The sequence below is a fragment of the Candidatus Methylomirabilota bacterium genome, from assembly GCA_027293415.1.
GTDB lineage: Bacteria > Methylomirabilota > Methylomirabilia > Methylomirabilales > CSP1-5 > CSP1-5.
The window spans coordinates 1-20,272 of record JAPUFX010000202.1 but is presented as its reverse complement, the minus strand read 5'-3'; the positions used below and the strand labels follow the sequence as shown (position 1 = coordinate 20,272).

Below are 20,272 nucleotides of genomic sequence, written 5' to 3'. Positions count from 1 at the left end.
ACCGGTGAAATACATGACTACGTAGCCAGCCACCAATCCCGCGAAATTGTGGCGCATGGTCAACATCTGCAGAACCGGCTTCCCCCGGGCTTGGTGTCTCACCACCTCATAGATCACCTGGAAGATCGCCCCGGCCCCGATAGCCAGAAAGAGAATCGACATCGGCACGGAATAGGTCAGGCCGCCGATCCAGGTCCCGGCGATGGTCGGTACGCCGGCCAGGACTCCCAGCAAGAGGAAATGGTACCGAGCCGGGGCGCGCCGGAGTATCGGGGAGACAATGGCCACGCCCTCGGTGGTGTTGTGGATGGTAAAGCCGAGGACGAAGAAGGCCCTCAGAGCCACCTCTCCCACCGTCTAGGCGGTGCCGATGGCCGGGCACTCCCCCAAGTCCGTTCCAGCTTTGCTACGCCGCAACCAACAGCCCGGTCACATACATGATCACCAGGCCAGCCATCAGTCCAGCAGTGTTTAATAAGCTGCTCAGCCCCTCATCACTCTGGCGCTGCATGAGCTTGCCAATCTGGTAGACCACCTGAAAGATGGCCCCCGCCCCCACGGCCAGGAAGAAGGTGGACCAGATCGGAGAGTAGGTGAAACCCCCGATCCAGGTGCCAACGATGGTCGGTCCGCCGGCCAGGGCTCCCATGGCCGCCAGATGGCCCAGCCAGCGCGTGGGCCGATCTTTGGCAATGGGGGCGACGATGGCCAGGCCCTCGGTGGTGTTGTGCAGCATGAAGCCCAGCACCAGGAAGGCACCCAGAGAAATCTCCCCCACGGCGTAGGCCGCGCCGATGGCCAGCCCTTCGCCCAGATTGTGCAGCCCGATACCAAGGGCGATAAGGTAGGCCAGAACTAAGCGGGCACGGGTCTCGTCACGGACGCCGGAAGTTGTCCATCGCACGAAGGCATCCAGGGCCAGGAAGGTGCCCAGGCCACCGATCAGGATCAGCGCCTCGCCCTGGAAGGGGCCGGGCACCCGCTCCCCGGCCAGCTCTAGGGCCTCCACCACGGCGTCTACTCCCAGGAAGAGGAGCAGGCCGACCGTGAAAGCGAGGAAGAAGTCCATCCAGCGGCGCTTGATGCGGCGCAGGAAGGGATACCACAAAAGGCCGATGCCAACCGGGATCACGCCCACGTAGATGCCTAGTAGGGTAAAGGTCGTCAGGTAGAGGGCGTTGGGTTTGGGGGACACGGTGGCTACCGCGATCTCACCGGTGAAGGTCACGCCCGTCTCGGTGATGAGCATGATCTCGTGGGTGTCTCCCTCTACCCAGGAATAGGGGATGGTGATAGTTGCCCGGCCCAGGCGGGGGATGGTCCGCGCCGGCTCGATGGTGTGAACCCAGTAGGCCTCGTCCACCAACACCTGGGCGACGGTCACCGGATCGGGCCCGCCATTGACGATCTCTACCTGAATCACCTCAGGTTCGGGCAGGACGATGCGCTGGATGCTCAACTCCTCGACCGGTGGGAAGGCCGCCTGGAAGACACCCAAGGGCCCATAGGCCAGGAAGAGCCAAACCAGGGCCGCCAGCAGGAGCAGGGGCGCGATTCCGCTGACCCAGGTGGGCATTCGGTCCAGCACGCCGCTGCGAGCTTCTCTCTCTTGTGTCTCTTGCATGGTTGTCCTCCTATTCCGTCACTTCAAGCACGCCCAGCCAGCCCAGTTCGCTGAACTCGCTCTGGTGGGCATGGAAGATGAATCGCCCCGGAAACTTGTAGCGGAACTCCAGGATAGCCCGTTCGCCCTGGCAGAACATCGCGGTATCGGTGAAGCCGTCCGGCTCCAGGCGGGTCCCGGTCCGGTAGATATCGAAGAAGTTGGCGTGGATGTGGATGGAGTTGATGGGGTCGAACTCGGTGATGTTGACCAGGTAGATCCGCACCAACTCGTCTTTCTTGATGGAGATGGGGTGCCTCATGAAATGAAAGCCCACGGTATTGACGGCATAGATCTCGTTGTCCCCGTCGAAGTTCGTGTCGAAGCCGTTCATCATCATCACCAACTCCTTGGCCGGGGGCCGGGGCGTGGGGGGGTCGACGATGAAGACCCCGTAGAGCCCCTTGTGGATGTGGGCCTTGAGGGGGGTGGTGTGACAGTGGTATAGGTGCAGGCCGAAAGGCTCGGCGTCGAACTCGTAGGTGTAACTCTGCCCATTCTCCACCAGTTCCCAGACACCGTCCATGTTGACGGGGTGGATGCCGTGGAAGTGGAGCGTGTGGGGATGCGATCCCAAATTGGTGAAGTGGATGCGGATGCGGTCGCCCTCGGTGGCGCGCAGGGTAGGGCCAGGTACCTGGCCGTTGTAGGTCCAGGCGGGGAAGTAGATCCCCGGCGCAACCTCGATTTCCTTGTCAAGGGAAACAATCGTGTACTCGCGCAGCGTCTGGCCATTGTCGAGCTGGCTCACCTGGCCGTAGTCGAAGTCGGTGAGGTAGGCAGAGGGATCGAAAGCACTCAGGTCCGTATCCCCCACTCCCCCCAAGCCGAAGTGAGAGTCGTAGGGATCGCCCCCTCCCTTCTGACGCGCAGGCGACGCTTGGGCCGGTGACCCTTGCTTGGCCAGGGCGGCCGCGCCCAGCACGCCGGCCGTGCCGATTGTTCCCACCATCAGGAAATCGCGTCGCGATAACTTGGGTTTACTCATTTGATGAACCTCCTTGACACAAATCGATTAGGTCGCTTTATTCCGCGGAGTGACAGTAGTACAGGTGCAGCCGGGCATCGAGTTCATAAACGAGGGACTCCCCCGGTTCGGCGAGCACTGTCACGCCATCCGTCGAGGGCAGGTGAATGCGGTGAAAGTGAATCGTGTGCGGACGGCTGTCGGCCGTTGTAAAAGTTGACGCGCAGGCGGTCGCCCTGGATGACGCGGAGGGTCGGGCCGGGGACGGCGTCATTGTATGTCCAGGCCGGGAAGAAGGCGTCCGACGCCACCTCGATTTCCCGGTCCAGGGCGATAACGGTGTACTCCCGCCGGACCCGACCGTCGGGGAGATGGCTCACTCGTCCGTAGTCAAAGGCGGTCAGAAAGGTCATCGGATCCGAGACCAGAAGAGGTGGGGGAAGATCGGCAGCGTGGGTCCCGGGTGTCGCGACCGGATGGGTGGGATAGGGTGCCGGCGCAGAGGGTCCAGTCCCGAGCGGCTCCCCCTGTCCCGGATAGTCCCGGCGTGACTCGGTGAGAGCCGTTGTTGTCGTCCCGAGAAAGCCCAACCCCAGAAGTCCCCCCAGGAACCCGCGGCGGCTCAGCCTTGTCGAAAGGAGAGACAACTGCTCTTTCGGATGATGTTGCTCGTCCATACCTGACACGCCCGCGAAACCAAGCGGCAAATAGTCTCAACGAATAACATATTTAGTCTAATCTAAAAACAAGACCTCGTCAAGCCATTCGAGCATGGCCGGCTTGACGGGGGCTCCTTATTTTGATACTTTCTCAATTATTAAAATATCGAGAGTGCGCGACTTGGGAGCCATGCAAGGAAGAAAAAGACAACGCGCGATCACAGCCCCCTCTTCAAATCGCTCGAAGGCCTCCCCGGACGTCTGCGAAGTTGCAGTCATTCACGAGGACAAGGTTCGAGCGCTGAAGGAACGTCTCCTATCGGGTCGGATAGTCCAAGGAGTCGCAGAGATCTTCAAAGTCATGGGGGATCCCACCCGGGCCCAGATCGTGCATACCTTGGCTCAAGAAGAACTCTGCGTTTGCGACCTGGCGGCCGTTCTCGGGATGGGTGTTTCGGCGGTCTCTCACCACCTCCGCGTGCTCCGAAACCTGCGCCTCGTGAAGTTCCGAAAGGACGGCCGAATTGTCTACTACAGCCTGGACGATGAGCATGTCATGAGCATCTTCACGGAAGGCTTGAGGCATGTAAAGGAGCCATAGAGGACACCAGGAAGTCCGTATGGAACTAGAAATCAAAGGAATACACTGCCACGATTGCGCCATAAAGATCGAGGAGGCCGTGGCAAGCGTTCCCGGCGTCAAGGCGGCTCGAGTCGACTTTGGCACGGGAAAGCTCGTGGTCGAGCGCACGGATGGGGGACCAAGCCTCCCCGCAATCCGCCATCGCGTCGAGTCTTTCGGTTACCAGCTCGGTGAAGTCGCCGGTCCCCTGGTTTCGATCTTCGAAGTCGAAGAGATGCACTGCGGGGACGAGGTGGCAATTTTGGAGAAAAAGCTCTCTCCGCTGCCGGGGGTCGAGGGACTTGCCGCCGACATCGTCAGCCGGCGTCTTCGGGTCAAGCACCACCCCGCCCAGACCTCTCGCCACGAACTCATCACAGCCATTGGTGAAACCGGGATGACGGCTCGGACCGCCGGGGTAGGGATACCGGAGCAGCGCCTTCCCTCCGTCTGGATCCGCCACCGAATAATCATTCTCACCGCGGCTTCGGGCTGCCTCACCGCGCTTGGCCTTCTCCTTTCTCTTCTCGGACATCCTTCTGGGACAACGGTCCCAATGTACTTGGCGGCCGTGGTATCGGGAGGCTACTACATTGCCCGCAGAGGGTTCCTCGCTGCTCGGCAGCTGCACCTCGATATGAACTTCCTTATGACGATTGCCGTGCTCGGGGCCATGCTCATCGGCGAGTGGGTCGAGGCAGCCACCATCACCTTCCTCTTTGCCCTGGCACAGGTGCTTGAATCCCGAAGCATGGACCGGGCACGCAACGCGATCCGGTCACTGATGGACGTGGCGCCACCCCAGGCGTTTGTCCGTCGCGACGGACAGGAGCAGATGTTGCCGGTTGAAGAGATTCGGCTCGGCGACATCCTTATTGTTAAACCCGGGGCAAAAGTCCCGCTGGACGGTAGGGTGGTCAAGGGATCGTCTACCATCAATCAGGCCCCCATCACCGGCGAGTCGATGCCAGTCGAGAAGTGGGAAGGAGACGAGGTCTTCGCCGGGACGATCAACCAGCAAGGGGCCTTAGAGGTAGAGGTGACTCACCTCGCCGCGGATAGCACATTGGCCCGGATCATCCATCTGGTGGAAGAAGCCCAGGCCCAGAAGGCCCCCTCCCAGCGCTTCGTCGATCAGTTTGCAAAATATTACACCCCCGCAGTGATTGCGGGAGCTGTCCTGATCGCGGCCATTCCACCCCTGTTCGTCGCCCAACCCTTCTATACCTGGTTCTACCGGGCCCTGGTCCTGCTGGTCATTGCCTGCCCGTGCGCACTGGTCATCTCTACGCCCGTGACCATCGTGTCTGGTCTCGCCGCCGCGGCTCGGAGGGGGGTTCTGATCAAGGGTGGACGCTACTTGGAAGGGATCGGGGCCGTACAGGCCATTGCCTTTGATAAAACTGGAACTCTCACGCGAGGGGTTCCGGTCGTCACCGACATGATAGTCTGTTCACCGTTCACCGTTCACCGTTCACCGAACGATCCATGTTCTGCCGTGAACCGTCAACCGTCAACCGTGAACCGCGAGCAGTGCGAGATCCTACGGATCGCGGCCGCGATCGAGGCCCGGTCCGAGCACCATTTGGGGCAGGCCATTGTCCAGCAAGCCCGGGAACTCCAGATCCAGTGGCCAGAGGTGGAGGAGTTCCTCGCGCAAACCGGACGGGGGGCACAGGCCCGCATCGAGGGTCAGAGCTATTTCATCGGTAATCACCGTTTTGCTGAAGAGGTCGGCTTCTGTAGTCCGGAAGTGGAGACGAAGCTGGCGGATTTGGAACGGGCCGGAAAGACCACGGTTATTCTGGGAACCGACACGCAGGCGATCGGGATCATCGCCATCGCCGATCAGATACGGGAGGAAGTCCCTGAGGTTCTTCAATCGCTCAAGACAGTTGGTGTGCGGAAGCTGGTCATGCTGACCGGCGATAACCTTGGCACGGCCGAGGCAATCGCAGGGCGCCTGGGGATCGACGAATATTGGGCTGACCTGTTGCCCGCGGATAAAGTGGAACAGGTTCGGCAACTGACCGGCCGGTATGACACCGTTGCTATGGTGGGGGATGGGGTTAACGACGCTCCGGCATTAGCGGCGGCAAGCATTGGCATCGCGATGGGAGCTGCCGGGACCGATCAAGCCCTGGAGACGGCCGACGTAGCTCTGATGGGTGATGAGCTTTCCCAGCTCCCCTTTGCTGTTCGATTAGGGCGACGCGCGGTCCAGACAATAAAGCAAAATATTTCTCTCTCCCTCGCCATCAAAGCGTTGTTCCTCGCGTTAGCCATCCCCGGCTATGCCACCTTGTGGATGGCCGTCGGGGCGGACATGGGTGCATCCCTGTTGGTCGTCTTCAACGGTCTGCGCCTCTTACGGGAGGCCTGAGGTAACCCCCTTGATCACGTGGTCGCTGATCGTCGCCGCCCTCGGCCTCTGCGGAGCCGGCGCTCTGGTGGCACGCACTAAGAGTCGATGGCCCCACTGGGGCCCGGAGCGGTTCTGGCTTTTGGGGATGGGGGCACTCGCTCCTGCCTGGTTGATTGCCTTTCTCGGCCTCCTGGCCCCGTCGACGGGACCCGTCCCCAAAGGTGTCTTGATCGGAATACCTGCAGTGCCCTTCCTGGGAGTCATCGTCACCGACACAGTCGTGAGGCACCTGCGCCAGTCGGGCCGCGACCATCCCCTTGTAACCTACTGGCTCCTCGGAGTCGCGGCGATTCTGCCAGGCTGGGGGGTGGCTCTCCTCGCGCTCATCGGATCAACATGAGGCAGAGCTCGCAACAGTGGTGTGTCCGAGCCCGTCACCGGCTAGAACGGATGTCTATTCGTTCGGTATCCCGAAGGCAGGTGAGCGCGATACGAACATAGCGCCCGGTGGCCTTGCCCTTTGGGTCGAAGAACCCACAGGGGGCATCGGCAAAGCCGGCGTCCATATAGATGTCCCACCGAGCCGCCTCCTCCTCGAAGCTGTAATAGTAGAGGACGTACAGGACATGATTCCAGCGCAGCTCCACCACTCTATCTGTCGGATGTTGGAGATTGGTGTAGCTCTTGAGCTCCAGGGTGTAGAACTGGAGATCGGTTCCCGGCCGGTAGGTCGTTGCCTCCTCCTCAAGCTGCCACCGACTGTAGTCAGGGATTCGCAGCCCCTCTTCCCATCCTGAGACCATCACGACACCACTAGTCATCAGCAAAAAGCTGGCCAGCACGATAAGCGCACTGACTCGCAGAGGACGTGTCTTGAGGCCTCCTTGACACCCCCCTCCCCCTTTGCTATCGTCATCGCACTTTTTCCGAGGCGATACCATGTCTAAGAAGCGCTGGCTCTTCCTAGTGGCCATTGGCCAGTTTCTCTTTTTCGTCGTCACCGCCGCGCCTCACACCGTGCACCACGGGCTGCACGACGGTGATTCCCAGGGATGCCTGGTCTCTACCGTAACAACACAGACGAACGGGGATCTGCCAAACATCCTTCCCTTGCCTACCCCCCTGCTCCTTATCGATGCACTGCCGACCTTCGATCTCATTCTCTTCGAACGATTTGCCCCCCAAGTCTACAGGAGTCGGGCCCCACCAGTGAACCTTCCTGCCTGATTTCTACATCGCCGGCAGAGAATCTCCAATGCTATTCCCGGCAGAAGGATTATTCCTCTTTCTATTCCTCTTTCGGAAGTGGTCCTTCCCCTTCACTCTGCCGATGCGAAACAGGCTTTCCCCCAGCGATACTACACAGACAACAAACCCGCTGGTACTCGTATAACCAACCCAGGATGCCCGGTAGTTGCTGCACACCAACAAGAATGGTTGAATTGGCCCGAGGAGGAAAAGGAATGCCCAGAATTCCAAGAGGCTTGACTTTGATGACACTGGCCCTGCTCATCTGGAGCAATCAACCACAAATTGCCTACGCCGCCGGAGGCCACCAGCATAAGCAGTCGCCCATGGCCCAGGAGGAAACACCCGTCGCCCCCATTCGAATCACAATGGAGGACCTGCACCAGGCGGGCGGCGTTCCCAAGGGGTGGAAGTTCAACATCCCAGAGGGGGATGCAGATGCGGGACGAAAAGTCTATATCGGGATGGAGTGCTACACCTGCCACCGGATTGCCGGAGAGAAATTCCCAGAGGTGAGGCCAGAAGAGAGGAAACCCGGGCCTGACTTGACCGGCATGGGAGCCCATCACCCCAGAGACTACTTCGCCGAAGCGGTTCTCAATCCCAATGCGATGATCCTCACCGACGAACCCGGATATCTGGGCAAGGATGGCCTCTCCATCATGCCCGACTATAACGATACCCTGACCATTAAGCAATGGATTGACCTCGCGACGTACCTCAAGAGCCTCCGGGGCGGATGAAACATGAGACGAAGCAGACGACCGGACATGGCCAGAAGCAGTGATGGTGAGGGTCACTCCGACTGGCAATGCTGGATACCAGTCGGGGAGGAGCTATGAGCTGCGCGGTAGAAAAGGGTAGGCGGCGAAATGGAAAGCGATTGGGACTCGGACCTCTCTTATGGGGACTGGTGGCTGTCTTGCTGTTCGGCGGAGCAGTCGCTTGCAGTGCCGAGACCCAGCATGCCTCGGATCGTGGGCAGCTCGAGGTCAGGGTAAAGGACCACCGTGAGGCCATCGCGGACTTTCGCCGCCTGGAGTTTGACATATCTCAGATCGGGATCCAGGGCGCGCTGCGGCCCCAGGCGAGCGCGTGGTTGCTTTTTGCGCCCTCAAGGAGGAACGTCGACCTGACACAGCTCGTCGGCGGGAAATATGCCGTTCTCCTCACGGAAGATGCTCCGGCCGCGCGGTATCGATGGATCAGGTTCGACCTCGAAGGGGTACAGGGGGTCCTGAAGAATGGACGGAGGCCACACATGAAGGTCTTTGACGACCCCGTCGCTTATCCTTTTCGCATCGTCTCAGGGAAGAGGACTGTTTTGACGATCGACCTCATCGTCGTAGATGTAAGCGAACACCCAGGGAAAGATTACGAACTCCACATCCGGGACGCCTCAGCCCAGATCGTTGAGGCGACCCGTTCTTAAACCTTGCATCTTCCCCTGATCCGCGCGAGAAGATTACCCCTATCTTCATTATTCAGGAATAGGTCCTTCCCCGATCCGCCCGCCACTGCCACATGTCCTACCCATGCTTACCCCGAACCTTGGGAAATGGGGGGGGGAAAGATCATTAGAGGAGCTGGGGAATGCAGGCCACCGGAATGTTGAGTGAGGCCCCGCGCCACCTGGCCCAGAGCCAGAGCCCGAGCCCCCCGAGCCAGAGTCGGGCGGCGACAAAGCCGAAAACTGGGGCATCCCACAGCCCGACCTTGATTCCGACGGCCACGCCGCCCCAGAGGAGGCACACGGACAGGAGGGCGCACAGGATCCTGAGTTGCATCAATCCTTAGGGGAGAGAGAGCATGAGCAGCCCTCGGGGATCAAAGCGCACCCCCCGAAGGTTTGCGCCCCAGTGGAGATGGGGGCCGGTGGCTCGACCGGTTGCCCCGACCCATCCGAGGACTTCGCCTTTGGCGACCTCTTGGCCGGTCTCTACCCGATATCCCTGTAGGTGAAAGTACATCGTGAACAGGCCACCGCCATGATGCAGGATCACTGACTTGCCATTGAAGAACAGCTCACCCGTGTAGACCACCAATCCCCCGTTACTGGCCCGTACCGGTGTCCCGAGCGAGGCCCGGAAATCAACACCGCTGTGGGGATTCCTCGGTCGACCGTTGAGGATTCGCCGAAGCCCAAATTCGCTCGTCACATCAGGCGTTCCTTCAAGGGGAGGAACAAACGCCTGCCACCAGTACGGGCCCGCCTGCCACTTCTTCCAGATCCCTGCTATCGCTTTCTGATCGCGGCGGACACGATCGAGGGTCTTCGCATCGAGGTCCACCATCCCTTTAGGGAGCGTGAGTCGCTGCACGGGAAAGCGGCCATCCGCCACGGTGATCCGAACGCTTTCGCGGTACCGACTACCTGATGTCCCCTGGGCCTCGAACTCTAATGGATACGTGCCGGGTGCGGTTTCGAGATCCACCGCTAGCAGGACCGTATACTTCCCTTTCTCGGCGCGCACGGGCAGGCTGAGCCCGCGGAAGCGAGCGTGAAGCCAGGTGAGCGGCTCCGGGGCTGTGACGCTCAGGCCATGAAGATCCCCTTGCGAGAGTCGGCGCTCGGGGAGATCGACCTCCAGCGTTCCTGCCCATGTCAGGGGCCCTGCCAGCAGCAAGAAACACACAGGGAGGCTGAATAGTGTTCGCTTCACCACTGTCCCGCGCTCGCCCCTTAGCATTACTCCGCCGTATCCTCCCCCTTCTCCTCTCAGGGTAGCGGATTTGCCATGCGCTTCATCTCCCGGACCGTCGCGGCCGGATCGGGACTCTGAAACACAGCCGAGCCGACGACCAGGATCGAGGCCCCAGCCTTGGCGATCCGGGCGCAGTTTTCCACATTGATCCCCCCATCCACCTCGAGCTCGCAGCGGATCTGCAGCGTGTCCAGACGTCGCCGCATCTGCTCGACCTTCTGCTCTACTTCGGCGATAAAGGCCTGACCCCCGAATCCGGGATTGACCGACATCAGGAGAATCAGGTCCACTTCCCGGATCACAGGATCGACGGCCTCGAGCGGGGTGGAGGGATTCAGAGCCACCCCGGCCTTTACCCCCGCCTCCTTGATCTGCCGAATGGTTCGGTCCAGATGCGGACAGACCTCGGCGTGGACGGTCAGGTAGTCGCTCCCGGCCTTGGCAAAGTCGGTGATGTACCGCTCCGGGTACTGCACCATCAAGTGGACATCAAAGGGAACCGTCGTCCGTGGGCGCAGCGACCGAATGAGGCTCGCCCCATAGCTGATCGCGGGGACAAAGTGGCCGTCCATGACGTCGAATTGGAACAGGTCGGCCTCCTTCTCCACGGCGAGGATCTCCTCGGCCAGACGGCCATAATCTACCATGAGGACTGCTGGTGCAATCTTGACCATAACCGCCTCCAACGCTGGGCGACGACCGACTTCCGATGACCGAGGACCGATTACCGATGACAGTCAATCCCGGCCATTTCTTGTCAGTGTTCCGTTTTCAGATTCTGCAGTCATCGGTCGACGGAGAACGGTGAACGTCTATTGGCCAACCACGAGTGTCACCTGCTCTTTCTCCTTGATCCGGGCCCCAAAGGAGGGATCTTGAAGCACCACCCGTTGGGCCAGATCGGGGAAGATTTCATAGGTCACCTTCGGTTCAAGGCCCATCTCCCTCAGGATCGCGATAGCCTCTTCCTCCCGTTGCCCGACGAGATCGGGCATCACAAAGAACCGTTCTGATTCCCCCAGACTGATCAACAGGCTTACGGCACTCCCTCGTCGGGCGGGGAAGCCCGCAGGGGGATCCTGCGCGATCACCACGCCTGCAGGCAACGAAGCATGCACGCGGCCAATGTTGGCAGGCACCAAGCCCTCCTCCGCCAACAACCGCTGGACGCGAGCGAGGGGCCGACCCACCAGGTCCGGGATTAACGTCTCGCCGCTCCCCTTACTGATGGTGAGACGGATCTGTTTATTCTTCAGGATGCGGGATCCACCCGACGGACTCTGACGGATCACCGTTCCTTTCTGGAAGGCAGCGTGGTACTCCTCACCGGCCATCCGCGGCTGAAGCCCCACCTCTCTCAGCTGGCGGGCTGCTTCCTTCAGCTCCAACCCAATAACGACCGGAACATCGATCCTGTCCCGCTCCAGGAAAATGTTCATGGTAATGTAACCGGAGAGGACGGACAGCAGCACAAGACCGACCCCAATTCCGATGACCTTCAGCGTCCTCTTCAGCCACTTCATAAATCCAAATCCTTCAGTCCCGTCGGAGTCGGGCAGCAAAGAACCCATCAGTATCATGCCGGTGAGGCCAGGTGATAAGACACCCTCCGGTCAGGAGAGCGGTTCTGCCATTCTGAAAAAACGCGGGTGTGCTGTCTTCCTGTGAAAACTTCCGGTGCCGGCCGAGGAACCTCGCAATGACCTCCTCCCCCTCCTCTGACTCGCAACTGCACACCGCATAAACCAAGCTCCCGCCCGGGCGGACGCAGTCCGCCGCCCCGTCCAGGATTGCCCCCTGCAGGTCGGCTAGTCGGGTGATATCGGCCGGCTCGCGGAGCCACCGGATCTCCGGACGCCGCCGCACCGTCCCCAACCCCGTACACGGGGCATCAACCAAGACCCGATCCGCCCAACCGCGAAATTGCCTCGCGGCCTCCCGGGCATCTCGCTTCCCCGGACTGACGATCGTAACGCCCAGCCGCCGGCACGCATCCTCCAGTCGCCGCAGGGCCCGGGCACTTACATCAAGGGCTGCGATGTTTCCTCGATCCTCCATCAACATGGCGGCCAGGGTCGCCTTGCCCCCACCCCCCGCACACACATCTAGGATCCGCTCCCCCGGTTGTGGATCTAAAAGCCGCACGACTAGCGCTGCCGCTTCATCCATCACCCAAAACAATCCCCGATCCCTGTCCGCTCCTGTCAGCAGGCTGCCTGCATCCCGGACCCGAAATGCGTCCGGTAGCCAGGGACTTGCTTCCCACTGCACCCTTGCCCGAGTGAGGGCCTGTTGAAGTTCGTCCACCGTTCCTCGCAGGGGATTGCACCCAATCCCGATGGGCGGAATCTGGTTATTGGCCTGCATGAGCTGGAGTGCCTCGTCCCCCAGCCGTTTCACCCATCGCTCTACCCACCATGCGGGATGGGAGTATTGCACCGCCCATCCCTGGATCGGATCATCGGGCAGCTCCTCACCCTTTATTGGGCCGCGCCGCTCCAAGGATCGCAGGACAGCATTGACGAAGGGAGCCGTCGCACGCCGACTCAGACGAACTGTTTCATGCACCGCAGCATAGGCCGGAATCCTGTCCAGATAAAAGAGCTGGTAGGCTCCCAACCTAAGGAGGTTCCTGACATCCAGGTCCACCGTCTCGAGCGGACGATCCAAGACTCGGGAAAGGACGAAGTCAATCGTCCCGCGATGACGCAGGACTCCGTAGCAAAGCTCCGTCGCTAGGGCCCGGTCGCGGGGGGTCAGCCTGTGCCGGCTGAGCCGGGCGTCCAGGAGGAGATTCGCGTACGCCCTATCCCGCTCGACCCGGACGAGAATCTCCAGGGCGAGACTTCGTGGATTGCTCCCGCGTGGACGCGAAGGCACTTCCTACCTCAGCACGATAGCCGCGGGCAAATTCCTCGGCCGTCATCACCCGCTTCGCTTCGGGCTGCAGCGTGGTGAGCAGGAGAATCCCGTCCCCTGTCGCCACCTGCACCCCCGCTCCCTTCCGGAAGCCCACAATGGTCCCCGGCACTTGCCCAGGGTGCCCTGGCAGCGGCCGGGCCGCGAGAACCCTGATCAGAAGGCCCCGGAAGAACGTATAGGTCCCAGGCTGCGGGGCCAGCCCCCGCACCAGGTTCCACAGATCCCTTCCACCCCGCGACCACTCGAGACATCCCTGGTCCGCGGGTAGCTTTGGAGCATAGGTGGCCTCGGCCTCATTCTGGGGAGTCTTTGTCATGTCCCCGCGCCCCAAGGCACCCAACGCCTCCACGAGCGCCTCTGCGCCGAGAGCCGCCAGGCGATCATGGAGGGTTCCGGCATCGTCCTCCACCGCGATCGGGGTCATTCGTTGCAACAGAATGGGCCCCGCGTCCACCGCCTCAACCACCTCCATAATCGTGACGCCCGTCACCGTCTCACCCTGAATCAGGGCCCACGGAATAGGGGCTGGCCCCCGGTATTTGGGCAGGAGGGAGGCGTGTAGGTTGATAGACCCTTTTGGTGGGATCTCGAGGATCGATCGGGGCAAGATCTGGCCGAAGGCGACTACCACTAGCACTTCAGGCTTCAATTTGCGAAGGTGGCCCACCACCCCCGGTTCCTGGATCTTCACGGGCTGGATAACCGGAATGCATGCTTCCTCGGCCACCTGCTTTGCGGCGGACTTGCGGAGTCGCTTACCTCGGCCCGCCGGGCGATCCGGCTGGGTCACGACCCCAGCTACCTCATGTCCCACTTCCACGAGGCGGCGCAGCGACGGAACGGCGAATGCTGGCGTCCCCAGGAAGATCAACCGCATAACGCCCGCACGGTCTCTTCCATGTGGTGCAGGTGTGTCCCATCCCAAAAGATCCGTCCGCATTCCCCACAATGAAAGAAAAGATCATGGTGACGGAAAACATACTCTGGGACACGTCCTGCCGCTCGCTCCTTCGCGAGGGGCTCGAGGGACAGATTGCATCGAAGACAGCGGCTCCCGAGCCGCTCACCCATGGTGAGCCCGAGCTCACGGGCGACTTGTTTCAGTTGATCCCACACCTGATCGTGGTGGATGAAGAGGATCTGACAGAGCCGACGCCGCAGCAAGAGTCGCGTATCCCGGGTGAGGAGGATCCGTCCCTCGCGCCGCGCGAGCGCTACGAGGCGACCATCCGGTGCATCCCGGAAATAGAGAGTGTCGTACCCCACGATCCGGAGCCATTTGGCCAGCCTGCCCAGCATGCTATCCGCGACGAAGCGCAATTCCTCCTCGCTCATGACTATAATCTCCTCACTCCGCTATGACCATATCACACTGCCCCGGACCTGAACAGGGGGACACGGGCTTGCGCTTGGCGCGTGGCACGTGGCTCCTGGCCCGTAGTTCTTGGCGATGTACTACCGGCTCACAGTCGGCTTTGTCGGTCATCGATTGCCGGTGATCGGTCGTCGGTGATCGGCCCTGAGCGGATTCAGATTGACACCGCTCCGCTGTCCCTTTCATACTATGGAGGCCGTACTGGAGCGGCCAGCATGCTTAAAGAACCTCCACAACGGATCACCTCTCTGACGCGCTGGCTATCACGGCCGGTTGTGGATAGCCGCGGCAGTGAGGTGGGGACACTCAAGGACCTGGTGGTGTTGCTCTGGGGACTCCATCCCCGGGTAAGCAAGCTGTGCATTGCGCGGCGCGGCGAGGAGGACCTTTACCTCGCCTGGGAAGCGGTTGCAGAAATCGCCGAGACACCCACGGGGCCTACCGTCATCCTGGATCGCCCAAGGGAGGAACTCACCCCTGGTGATCTCAGAGGCGACGAGATGGCGTTACGCCGCAATATCCTGGACAAGAAGGTGATGGATACCCACGGGCGGCGGGTGGTCCGGGTGAACGACGTGCAGTTAGAGTGGCGAGACGAGGGTTACGACATGGTAGCCCTCCTGGCGGGAATGCACAGCTTGCTTGGCCGACTCGTCCCCGAAAGGCCTCTCCAGTGGATCGCCTCGCGCTTTGGCATCGAGATTCCTCGGGAAGTGGTCCCCTGGGAGCATGTGGAGCCGATCGAAACCGAACTGACCAAGGCTCGAAAGCGGGCCGTCTACACGAAACTGGCTCAGCTGCACCCGGCAGACATCGCCGACATTATGGAGGAACTCAACCCCAGCGAGCGGGCCGCGATCCTCAACGGTTTGGAGGCCGAGACTGCGGTCGAGGCCCTGACCGAGACCGAGCCCGAGGTCCAGGCCGGAGTCATCCAGATGCTCGAGCCGGAAAAAGCCTCAGATATGCTTGAGATGATGGAACCGGACGAAGCCGCAGATATCCTGGGAGACCTGCCGCACGCCAAGGCCCAAGAGCTTCTGGAAGAGATGGACCCTGCCGAGGCGGAGGATGTGGCAGAACTCCTCGAGCATGAGGAGGACACTGCGGGCGGGCTTATGACCACCATGTATGTCGCATTTCACCCCGAGACCAGGGTGAGCGAGGCCTTGGAGAAGCTCCGTGCTCTGGCGGACGAAGTGGAAACCATTTATTATCTGTACGTGACTGATTCCTCGGACCGGCTCGCAGGAGTGCTCAGCTTGCGAGAGCTCATGCTAGCCCGGTCCGAGGAACAGCTGCACGAAATCATGATTATGCAGGTCATCACCGTCGGACCGAAGGCTCCGATCCGAAAAGTGGCGGAGACCTTGTCGAAATACAATCTCGTGGCCCTGCCGGTGGTGGATGAGGACAGGAGACTCGAGGGGATCGTGACCGTTGATGACGTTCTCGACGATCTGATCCCGATGATATGGAAGCGGCGGGCGGCAAAAAAGTACATTTAGAACCCTCCCAACCGGAGGACCCTCCGGACCGTTCGGAAGGCGACCGGCGCGACCGGTCTCCCACGTCAAGGTCCGGGCGGAGCGAGGCACGGAATGCGAATGCCGCGCGGGTACAAGCGGCGGCTCCTCGTCTTTTTGACGATCATGGGGCCTGGCATCATCACCGCCAGCGTCAACCAGGACGCCGGTGGGATCGCCACCTATTCCCTGGCGGGAGCCCACTACGGGTACAGCTTGCTCTGGGTCCTCTTTTTCACCACCATCAGCCTCGCCGTCGTGCAGGAGATGGGGAGCCGGATGGCGGTGGTCACCGGGAAGGGGCTGGGGGAGCTCATTCGGGAGCGCTACGGCCTTCGCCCGGCCGTTCTGATGCTTTCCATTCTTGTTCTTGTCAACCTCGCCAATACCGTCGCCGAATTCGCCGGGGTGGCCGCCGCCTTTGAAATCTTCGGCATCCCCCGGTTTCTCTCTGTCCCCCTGATTGCCCTCTTCGTCTCCTGGCTGGTCGTGCAAGGGACCTACGCCATTATCGAGCGGGTGTTCCTGATCGCGAGCGCCCTGTACCTCCTCTATGTGATCTCTGCCTTCCTTGCGCACCCCCCGTGGGGCGAGGTCCTGCGGCAGACGATTCAGCCTAGCTTTGAGATGGACCGCAACTCCCTCATCATGCTCATCACCCTAGTCGGGACGACCATCGCACCCTGGATGCTATTTTACGTGCAATCCTCCACCGTCGATAAGGGGATCCGGTGGAAAGACTACAAGTACGCTCGCTTCGATGTGATCGTGGGGGCGGTGGTGGCTACGGGCGTCGCCTACTTTATCATTGTGGCCTGTGGGGCCACCCTGCATGCGCACGGGGTCCGCATCGAGACCGCTGCGGATGCAGCCAGGGCTCTGGAGCCTTTTGGTGGGCGTTATGCGAGTCTCCTCTTTGCCCTGGGACTCCTCAATGCCTCGATCTTCTCGGCGGCCGTCCTCCCCCTCAGCACGGCTTATGTTACCTGCGAGGCGCTTGGCTGGGAGACCGGCGTGGACCGGCGGCCCAAAGAGGCACCCGGATTTTTCAGTATCTATCTGGTTATGATCGGCATCGGAGCCGGCACGATCCTCTGGCCCAATGTTCCCCTCATTCCAATCATGTTTTTCTCCCAGACCCTGAACGGCATTCTCCTTCCGCTGACCCTGATCATTGTGCTCCAACTCGTCAACGATCGCGAGATCATGGGGGAGGCGGTCAATTCCCCCCTCTCGAATTTGATCGGCTGGGGGACAGCCTTCCTGATGTCCGCGCTTACCCTCCTGCTCCTCATCACCTTTATCCTTTGAAAATGCCACTCCACTCTCGACGACCCGATGCCCTCCCCCCGCGCCGAATACGTTGGCAAAAAGGCGTCAGCGGCCAATCGGAACCTGGTGCGTGGTAAGAGTTACACCTGGACTTAGACATGCAGTAACGACTGCAGTTCAAGAAAAGAAAACGGCCCGGACGGCAACCTCGGTTCCGTCCGGGCCGCACAACGCCGCTGGCGAGGCGCCGGGGGTTGCCCCTTTTTTCACAGAAATAGGTCATCCCATTCAAGATTACAATGACCTACATCATATCGACACCTGACGACCATCAATTTTCGATCAAAAAATTGCATGAAAAGCCGAATGGGTCCAGATGGGCTGCCCACACCGTGGGTCGTGCTTTCTCCGTGACAACATCTGACCAGTCCCTTATGCTTCGCCGGTAGAAACAACTCCCAGGGCGCCTAGGAGACACTCATGCGTCGAAAGCGGTATCCCAGGGCGATCAGTGAATGGCCCGAAGGGGAGCGACCCCGGGAACGCCTCTTCAAGTATGGCCCGCGGCACCTGACCACTGCCGAACTCCTCGGCATCCTTTGCCGGACAGGGGTCAAGGGTCGAAGCGCCGTTGATCTGGGGCGGGAACTGCTGCAATCCTTTGGCGGGCTGCGGGAACTGAGCGCCGCTGATCCTGAAGATTTCAGGACCATCAAAGGCCTGGGCAAGGCCAAGATCGCCCAACTCCAGGCCGCCATGGAATTGGGGCGACGGGCCCTGAGCGAGGCCAAGCGGATCACGGGAAAAGTGGAGTCCTCCCAAGATATCTATGACTACATGCGGCCGCACATGCGGGATCTGAAAAAGGAGATCTTCCAGGTCCTGCTCCTCAACGGCCACAACGAGCTCCTCGAAACAGTCACGGCAAGCGAAGGGTCCCTCTCCGAAAGCCCGGTCTACCCCCGCGATATTATCCAGCTGGCCAACCGTCACCACGCTGCGGCCCTCATCTTTGCCCACAACCACCCGTCGGGCAATCCCACGCCGAGTGCCACCGATAAGGCAATAACCGAAGAGCTGGTCTTCGCTGGCAAGATTATGCATGTGAGAGTCCTGGACCACGTCATCGTCGGAGACGATGGCTACTTCAGCTTTGCGGACGCGGGGCTGATCCAGCAGTACGAACGGGCTTACACCCGCCGACGCCCCTGACGCGTCTATCGCAGGGAAAACCGGAATAGCGGCGAATTGCAACGAAATCGAAGGCGCCAGGAGGGCATGGGAGACGGAGCGGGAACTGAAGTCAAGATGGGCCGTCGTGGGAATTGCGATCCTGCTTTGGATCGTGTTGATGTTCGGGCCTGGGATCAACCATTGTTTCCTCTACACGAATGCCCCCACGAAAGCCCAAGATCTGCACGAAGCCTACAAGGCCTTGCTCAACAGGTGGTAACACAACTCTGCCGACGTGGCGACGAGCGCGCGAGAGGCCGTGAAACGCGCGGAGGGAGGATGACGTGATGAACGAGCCAACCCTGGCGGACCGGCTAGACCACCTGGAGTGGGAGAACCGGCGCTTGAAGCTTGCAGCCGCCGTGATCATGATCGCGATCGCCGCCGTGCTGCTGATGGGCCAGGCGACGCCGAGCAAGGTGGTCGAGGTTGTTGAGGCTCAGCGGTTCATCTTGAGGGATTCGAAAGGGATAAACCGTGGCGGCTTGCAAGTGATGGACGACGGCAGGCCGATCCTGCACCTTGCGGATGAGAATGGCTTGACACGAGCCGAGCTGGTCGTGCTCTCGAATAATACGCCAGCCCTATACTTCTATGACTATGAAAGGGGCCGCGACGTGAGCCGAAAGTACCTGGCATGGCTCGGCGTGTCGAAACACGGCTCGGTAACGTTGGCTTTAATCGATAGGGAGGAGCAGAGCCAGGCCCAACTAAGTGGAACGGGACCTCGCCTGCACTTTATCGGCAAAGACGGGAGGGTCATCTGGCGCGCACCGTAAGGGGACCTGGCACGTCACCGGAGATAGCAGCATGAAGTCCGTTTGCGGTATGGCTGCCTACCTCGCCATCATGGGTATGCTGGCCACCGGCGCGGCCGGGGCTCCCTTGACGAATCCAAAGACACAACCCGAACGGCCGAGGCACGAGGGACCGGTAGGCGACGAACCGGTCACGGCAACCCCCCGGGTGGTCCGGGATGTCCTTGCCACCACCGTGGCCGACCGGGAACCCGTACAGGTGCCCTCCCCTGTTCCCGCCGAGGTTGTCGAGGCGGGCCGGCCGACGACCGTCCTCCATCTTTGGTACTGGCGAAATCGCAATGTCAGTGTGGTCCTCCTCAAGGTCAACGGGCCGCGCTTCCGGACCTGGAGCTATAAGACCATTCCCCCAGCCTGGACCGGCGAGTGGCGGGTGGAGGCCCGCACGCCCGACGGCACGATCCTCTCCTCGAAAGCCTTCCTGGTCGAGCCTGCCGGGGGAACGGACGATGAAGGAACCGACCAAGGGCGCTGAACAGCGCGCCGAGCAGCCATCACGAAGGGGTGGCACCCGACCGGTGATTCCGCGGCTTGACACTGCTTGAGCAGCAGGAGATACTTATGGTCTCCTCTTAGCCCACCTCCGGCAGAATCACTTTCGCTCCATGAGACATGAGAAAAGAGGCGTTTTCGGGTATGAAATGGCTCGGCAGGGCTTTTTGCTTTTCGAGCCGAGCACGACCCGGTGTGATCTGGGTAATTACCGTTTCAAAAAATGACGACGGATATGCGAATCACCACACGAGCAAGACTTGCTGTATTGATGATGCTGGCCGTATCAATTGCTCTGCCAGCTTACGCCGAGGAGACATTGTGGAATGAGCTCAACAAAAAGGTTACGGCGCTGTATGAACAAGGACGATATGCAGAAGCAGCCACGATAGCGAAAGAAGCATT

The 20,272-nt window shown here is 60.7% G+C and carries 24 protein-coding genes; 12 read left to right on the top strand and 12 right to left on the bottom strand.

The genetic code is table 11. The features are described from left to right. The 4 genes from O6929_13825 to O6929_13810 all read right to left on the bottom strand — a co-directional run. Positions 1–354: hypothetical protein (locus tag O6929_13825; protein MCZ6481458.1), on the bottom strand; the 354-nt coding region annotated here is incomplete at its 3' end. Positions 355–406: 52 nt separating this feature from the next. Further along, positions 407–1,624 carry a ZIP family metal transporter gene (locus O6929_13820; protein MCZ6481457.1) on the bottom strand — a complete coding sequence of 406 codons (1,218 nt, stop codon included), beginning with the start codon at positions 1,622–1,624 and terminating at the stop codon, positions 407–409. Between the two features lie 10 nt (positions 1,625–1,634). Continuing rightward, a complete protein-coding gene (locus O6929_13815; GenBank protein ID MCZ6481456.1) occupies positions 1,635–2,651 on the bottom strand; it encodes a multicopper oxidase domain-containing protein in 1,017 nt (338 codons plus the stop codon). A gap of 83 nt (positions 2,652–2,734) precedes the next feature. Next, positions 2,735–3,307 carry a multicopper oxidase domain-containing protein gene (locus O6929_13810; GenBank protein MCZ6481455.1) on the bottom strand — a complete coding sequence of 191 codons (573 nt, stop codon included), beginning with the start codon at positions 3,305–3,307 and terminating at the stop codon, positions 2,735–2,737. A gap of 154 nt (positions 3,308–3,461) precedes the next feature. Between O6929_13810 and O6929_13805 the strand changes: the two genes are divergently transcribed. The 3 genes from O6929_13805 to O6929_13795 are packed head-to-tail and all read left to right on the top strand — an operon-like array spanning position 3,462 to position 6,676. Beyond that, complete coding sequence (locus tag O6929_13805; protein MCZ6481454.1) at positions 3,462–3,890, top strand: metalloregulator ArsR/SmtB family transcription factor; 429 nt, start codon at positions 3,462–3,464, stop codon at positions 3,888–3,890. 19 nt (positions 3,891–3,909) lie between these two features. Beyond that, entirely contained in the window at positions 3,910–6,294 is a 2,385-nt protein-coding gene (locus tag O6929_13800; GenBank protein ID MCZ6481453.1) for a heavy metal translocating P-type ATPase, read from the top strand. Between the two features lie 10 nt (positions 6,295–6,304). Then, entirely contained in the window at positions 6,305–6,676 is a 372-nt protein-coding gene (locus O6929_13795; GenBank protein ID MCZ6481452.1) for a hypothetical protein, read from the top strand. 34 nt (positions 6,677–6,710) lie between these two features. Here O6929_13795 and O6929_13790 read toward each other — a convergent pair whose 3' ends face one another. Then, positions 6,711–7,217 (bottom strand): hypothetical protein, encoded by a 507-nt coding sequence (locus tag O6929_13790; GenBank protein MCZ6481451.1) that lies wholly within the window; start codon positions 7,215–7,217, stop codon positions 6,711–6,713. On the opposite strand from O6929_13790, the gene O6929_13785 reads away from it, so the two are divergent. The 3 genes from O6929_13785 to O6929_13775 all read left to right on the top strand — a co-directional run bounded on the left by O6929_13785 (position 7,216) and on the right by O6929_13775 (position 8,956). Continuing rightward, entirely contained in the window at positions 7,216–7,503 is a 288-nt protein-coding gene (locus O6929_13785; GenBank protein MCZ6481450.1) for a hypothetical protein, read from the top strand. The two genes, O6929_13790 and O6929_13785, sit on opposite strands and share 2 nt — an antisense overlap. Before the next feature lie 236 nt (positions 7,504–7,739). Next, positions 7,740–8,267: a c-type cytochrome gene (locus tag O6929_13780; GenBank protein MCZ6481449.1), complete on the top strand. Its 528-nt coding sequence runs from the start codon at positions 7,740–7,742 to the stop codon at positions 8,265–8,267. A gap of 95 nt (positions 8,268–8,362) precedes the next feature. After that, on the top strand, positions 8,363–8,956 hold the full coding sequence (locus tag O6929_13775) for a DUF4382 domain-containing protein (GenBank protein MCZ6481448.1): 594 nt from the start codon (positions 8,363–8,365) through the stop codon (positions 8,954–8,956). 145 nt (positions 8,957–9,101) lie between these two features. Here O6929_13775 and O6929_13770 read toward each other — a convergent pair whose 3' ends face one another. From O6929_13770 to O6929_13740, 7 genes are all read right to left on the bottom strand, one after another. Then, on the bottom strand, positions 9,102–9,311 hold the full coding sequence (locus O6929_13770) for a hypothetical protein (GenBank protein MCZ6481447.1): 210 nt from the start codon (positions 9,309–9,311) through the stop codon (positions 9,102–9,104). A gap of 6 nt (positions 9,312–9,317) precedes the next feature. Beyond that, the gene (locus O6929_13765) at positions 9,318–10,214 is read right to left on the bottom strand and encodes a M23 family metallopeptidase (protein MCZ6481446.1); all 897 of its coding nucleotides are present in this window, start codon (positions 10,212–10,214) and stop codon (positions 9,318–9,320) included. 29 nt (positions 10,215–10,243) lie between these two features. Next, positions 10,244–10,903 carry a ribulose-phosphate 3-epimerase gene (rpe, locus tag O6929_13760; protein ID MCZ6481445.1) on the bottom strand — a complete coding sequence of 220 codons (660 nt, stop codon included), beginning with the start codon at positions 10,901–10,903 and terminating at the stop codon, positions 10,244–10,246. A gap of 138 nt (positions 10,904–11,041) precedes the next feature. Continuing rightward, complete coding sequence (locus O6929_13755; protein ID MCZ6481444.1) at positions 11,042–11,752, bottom strand: PASTA domain-containing protein; 711 nt, start codon at positions 11,750–11,752, stop codon at positions 11,042–11,044. Positions 11,753–11,765: 13 nt separating this feature from the next. Then, positions 11,766–13,109 carry a 16S rRNA (cytosine(967)-C(5))-methyltransferase RsmB gene (rsmB, locus tag O6929_13750; GenBank protein ID MCZ6481443.1) on the bottom strand — a complete coding sequence of 448 codons (1,344 nt, stop codon included), beginning with the start codon at positions 13,107–13,109 and terminating at the stop codon, positions 11,766–11,768. Further along, positions 13,036–14,028 carry a methionyl-tRNA formyltransferase gene (gene fmt / locus O6929_13745; protein MCZ6481442.1) on the bottom strand — a complete coding sequence of 331 codons (993 nt, stop codon included), beginning with the start codon at positions 14,026–14,028 and terminating at the stop codon, positions 13,036–13,038. Before fmt ends, rsmB begins: the two co-directional genes overlap by 74 nt. After that, the gene (locus tag O6929_13740) at positions 14,019–14,486 is read right to left on the bottom strand and encodes a Mut7-C RNAse domain-containing protein (protein MCZ6481441.1); all 468 of its coding nucleotides are present in this window, start codon (positions 14,484–14,486) and stop codon (positions 14,019–14,021) included. The genes fmt and O6929_13740 overlap by 10 nt, the downstream gene beginning before the upstream one ends. Before the next feature lie 255 nt (positions 14,487–14,741). On the opposite strand from O6929_13740, the gene O6929_13735 reads away from it, so the two are divergent. The 6 genes from O6929_13735 to O6929_13710 all read left to right on the top strand — a co-directional run bounded on the left by O6929_13735 (position 14,742) and on the right by O6929_13710 (position 19,850). Further along, positions 14,742–16,034: a CBS domain-containing protein gene (locus tag O6929_13735; protein MCZ6481440.1), complete on the top strand. Its 1,293-nt coding sequence runs from the start codon at positions 14,742–14,744 to the stop codon at positions 16,032–16,034. A 93-nt stretch (positions 16,035–16,127) separates the two neighbouring features. After that, positions 16,128–17,363, top strand: a complete 1,236-nt coding sequence (locus tag O6929_13730) for an Nramp family divalent metal transporter (protein ID MCZ6481439.1) — start codon at positions 16,128–16,130, stop codon at positions 17,361–17,363. A 441-nt stretch (positions 17,364–17,804) separates the two neighbouring features. Continuing rightward, positions 17,805–18,536 carry a DNA repair protein RadC gene (gene radC / locus O6929_13725; GenBank protein MCZ6481438.1) on the top strand — a complete coding sequence of 244 codons (732 nt, stop codon included), beginning with the start codon at positions 17,805–17,807 and terminating at the stop codon, positions 18,534–18,536. 106 nt (positions 18,537–18,642) lie between these two features. Further along, the gene (locus O6929_13720) at positions 18,643–18,777 is read left to right on the top strand and encodes a hypothetical protein (protein MCZ6481437.1); all 135 of its coding nucleotides are present in this window, start codon (positions 18,643–18,645) and stop codon (positions 18,775–18,777) included. A 67-nt stretch (positions 18,778–18,844) separates the two neighbouring features. After that, positions 18,845–19,336: a hypothetical protein gene (locus tag O6929_13715; GenBank protein MCZ6481436.1), complete on the top strand. Its 492-nt coding sequence runs from the start codon at positions 18,845–18,847 to the stop codon at positions 19,334–19,336. Between the two features lie 31 nt (positions 19,337–19,367). After that, positions 19,368–19,850, top strand: a complete 483-nt coding sequence (locus O6929_13710; protein ID MCZ6481435.1) for a DUF2914 domain-containing protein — start codon at positions 19,368–19,370, stop codon at positions 19,848–19,850. Positions 19,851–20,272 lie beyond the last annotated feature (422 nt).

Excerpts from the sequence above, each read along its gene's own strand:
- O6929_13820 (MCZ6481457.1), bottom strand. The coding sequence starts at position 1,624 with ATGCAAGAGACACAAGAGAGAGAAGCTCGCAGCGGCGTGCTGGACCGA.
- O6929_13815 (MCZ6481456.1), bottom strand. The coding sequence starts at position 2,651 with ATGAGTAAACCCAAGTTATCGCGACGCGATTTCCTGATGGTGGGAACA.
- O6929_13810 (MCZ6481455.1), bottom strand. The coding sequence starts at position 3,307 with ATGGACGAGCAACATCATCCGAAAGAGCAGTTGTCTCTCCTTTCGACA.
- O6929_13800 (MCZ6481453.1), top strand. The coding sequence starts at position 3,910 with ATGGAACTAGAAATCAAAGGAATACACTGCCACGATTGCGCCATAAAG.
- O6929_13785 (MCZ6481450.1), top strand. The coding sequence starts at position 7,216 with ATGTCTAAGAAGCGCTGGCTCTTCCTAGTGGCCATTGGCCAGTTTCTC.
- O6929_13790 (MCZ6481451.1), bottom strand. The coding sequence starts at position 7,217 with ATGGTATCGCCTCGGAAAAAGTGCGATGACGATAGCAAAGGGGGAGGG.
- O6929_13780 (MCZ6481449.1), top strand. The coding sequence starts at position 7,740 with ATGCCCAGAATTCCAAGAGGCTTGACTTTGATGACACTGGCCCTGCTC.
- O6929_13775 (MCZ6481448.1), top strand. The coding sequence starts at position 8,363 with ATGAGCTGCGCGGTAGAAAAGGGTAGGCGGCGAAATGGAAAGCGATTG.
- O6929_13770 (MCZ6481447.1), bottom strand. The coding sequence starts at position 9,311 with ATGCAACTCAGGATCCTGTGCGCCCTCCTGTCCGTGTGCCTCCTCTGG.
- O6929_13765 (MCZ6481446.1), bottom strand. The coding sequence starts at position 10,214 with ATGCTAAGGGGCGAGCGCGGGACAGTGGTGAAGCGAACACTATTCAGC.
- rpe (MCZ6481445.1), bottom strand. The coding sequence starts at position 10,903 with ATGGTCAAGATTGCACCAGCAGTCCTCATGGTAGATTATGGCCGTCTG.
- O6929_13755 (MCZ6481444.1), bottom strand. The coding sequence starts at position 11,752 with ATGAAGTGGCTGAAGAGGACGCTGAAGGTCATCGGAATTGGGGTCGGT.
- fmt (MCZ6481442.1), bottom strand. The coding sequence starts at position 14,028 with ATGCGGTTGATCTTCCTGGGGACGCCAGCATTCGCCGTTCCGTCGCTG.
- O6929_13740 (MCZ6481441.1), bottom strand. The coding sequence starts at position 14,486 with ATGAGCGAGGAGGAATTGCGCTTCGTCGCGGATAGCATGCTGGGCAGG.
- O6929_13735 (MCZ6481440.1), top strand. The coding sequence starts at position 14,742 with ATGCTTAAAGAACCTCCACAACGGATCACCTCTCTGACGCGCTGGCTA.
- O6929_13730 (MCZ6481439.1), top strand. The coding sequence starts at position 16,128 with ATGCGAATGCCGCGCGGGTACAAGCGGCGGCTCCTCGTCTTTTTGACG.
- radC (MCZ6481438.1), top strand. The coding sequence starts at position 17,805 with ATGCGTCGAAAGCGGTATCCCAGGGCGATCAGTGAATGGCCCGAAGGG.
- O6929_13715 (MCZ6481436.1), top strand. The coding sequence starts at position 18,845 with ATGAACGAGCCAACCCTGGCGGACCGGCTAGACCACCTGGAGTGGGAG.
- O6929_13710 (MCZ6481435.1), top strand. The coding sequence starts at position 19,368 with ATGAAGTCCGTTTGCGGTATGGCTGCCTACCTCGCCATCATGGGTATG.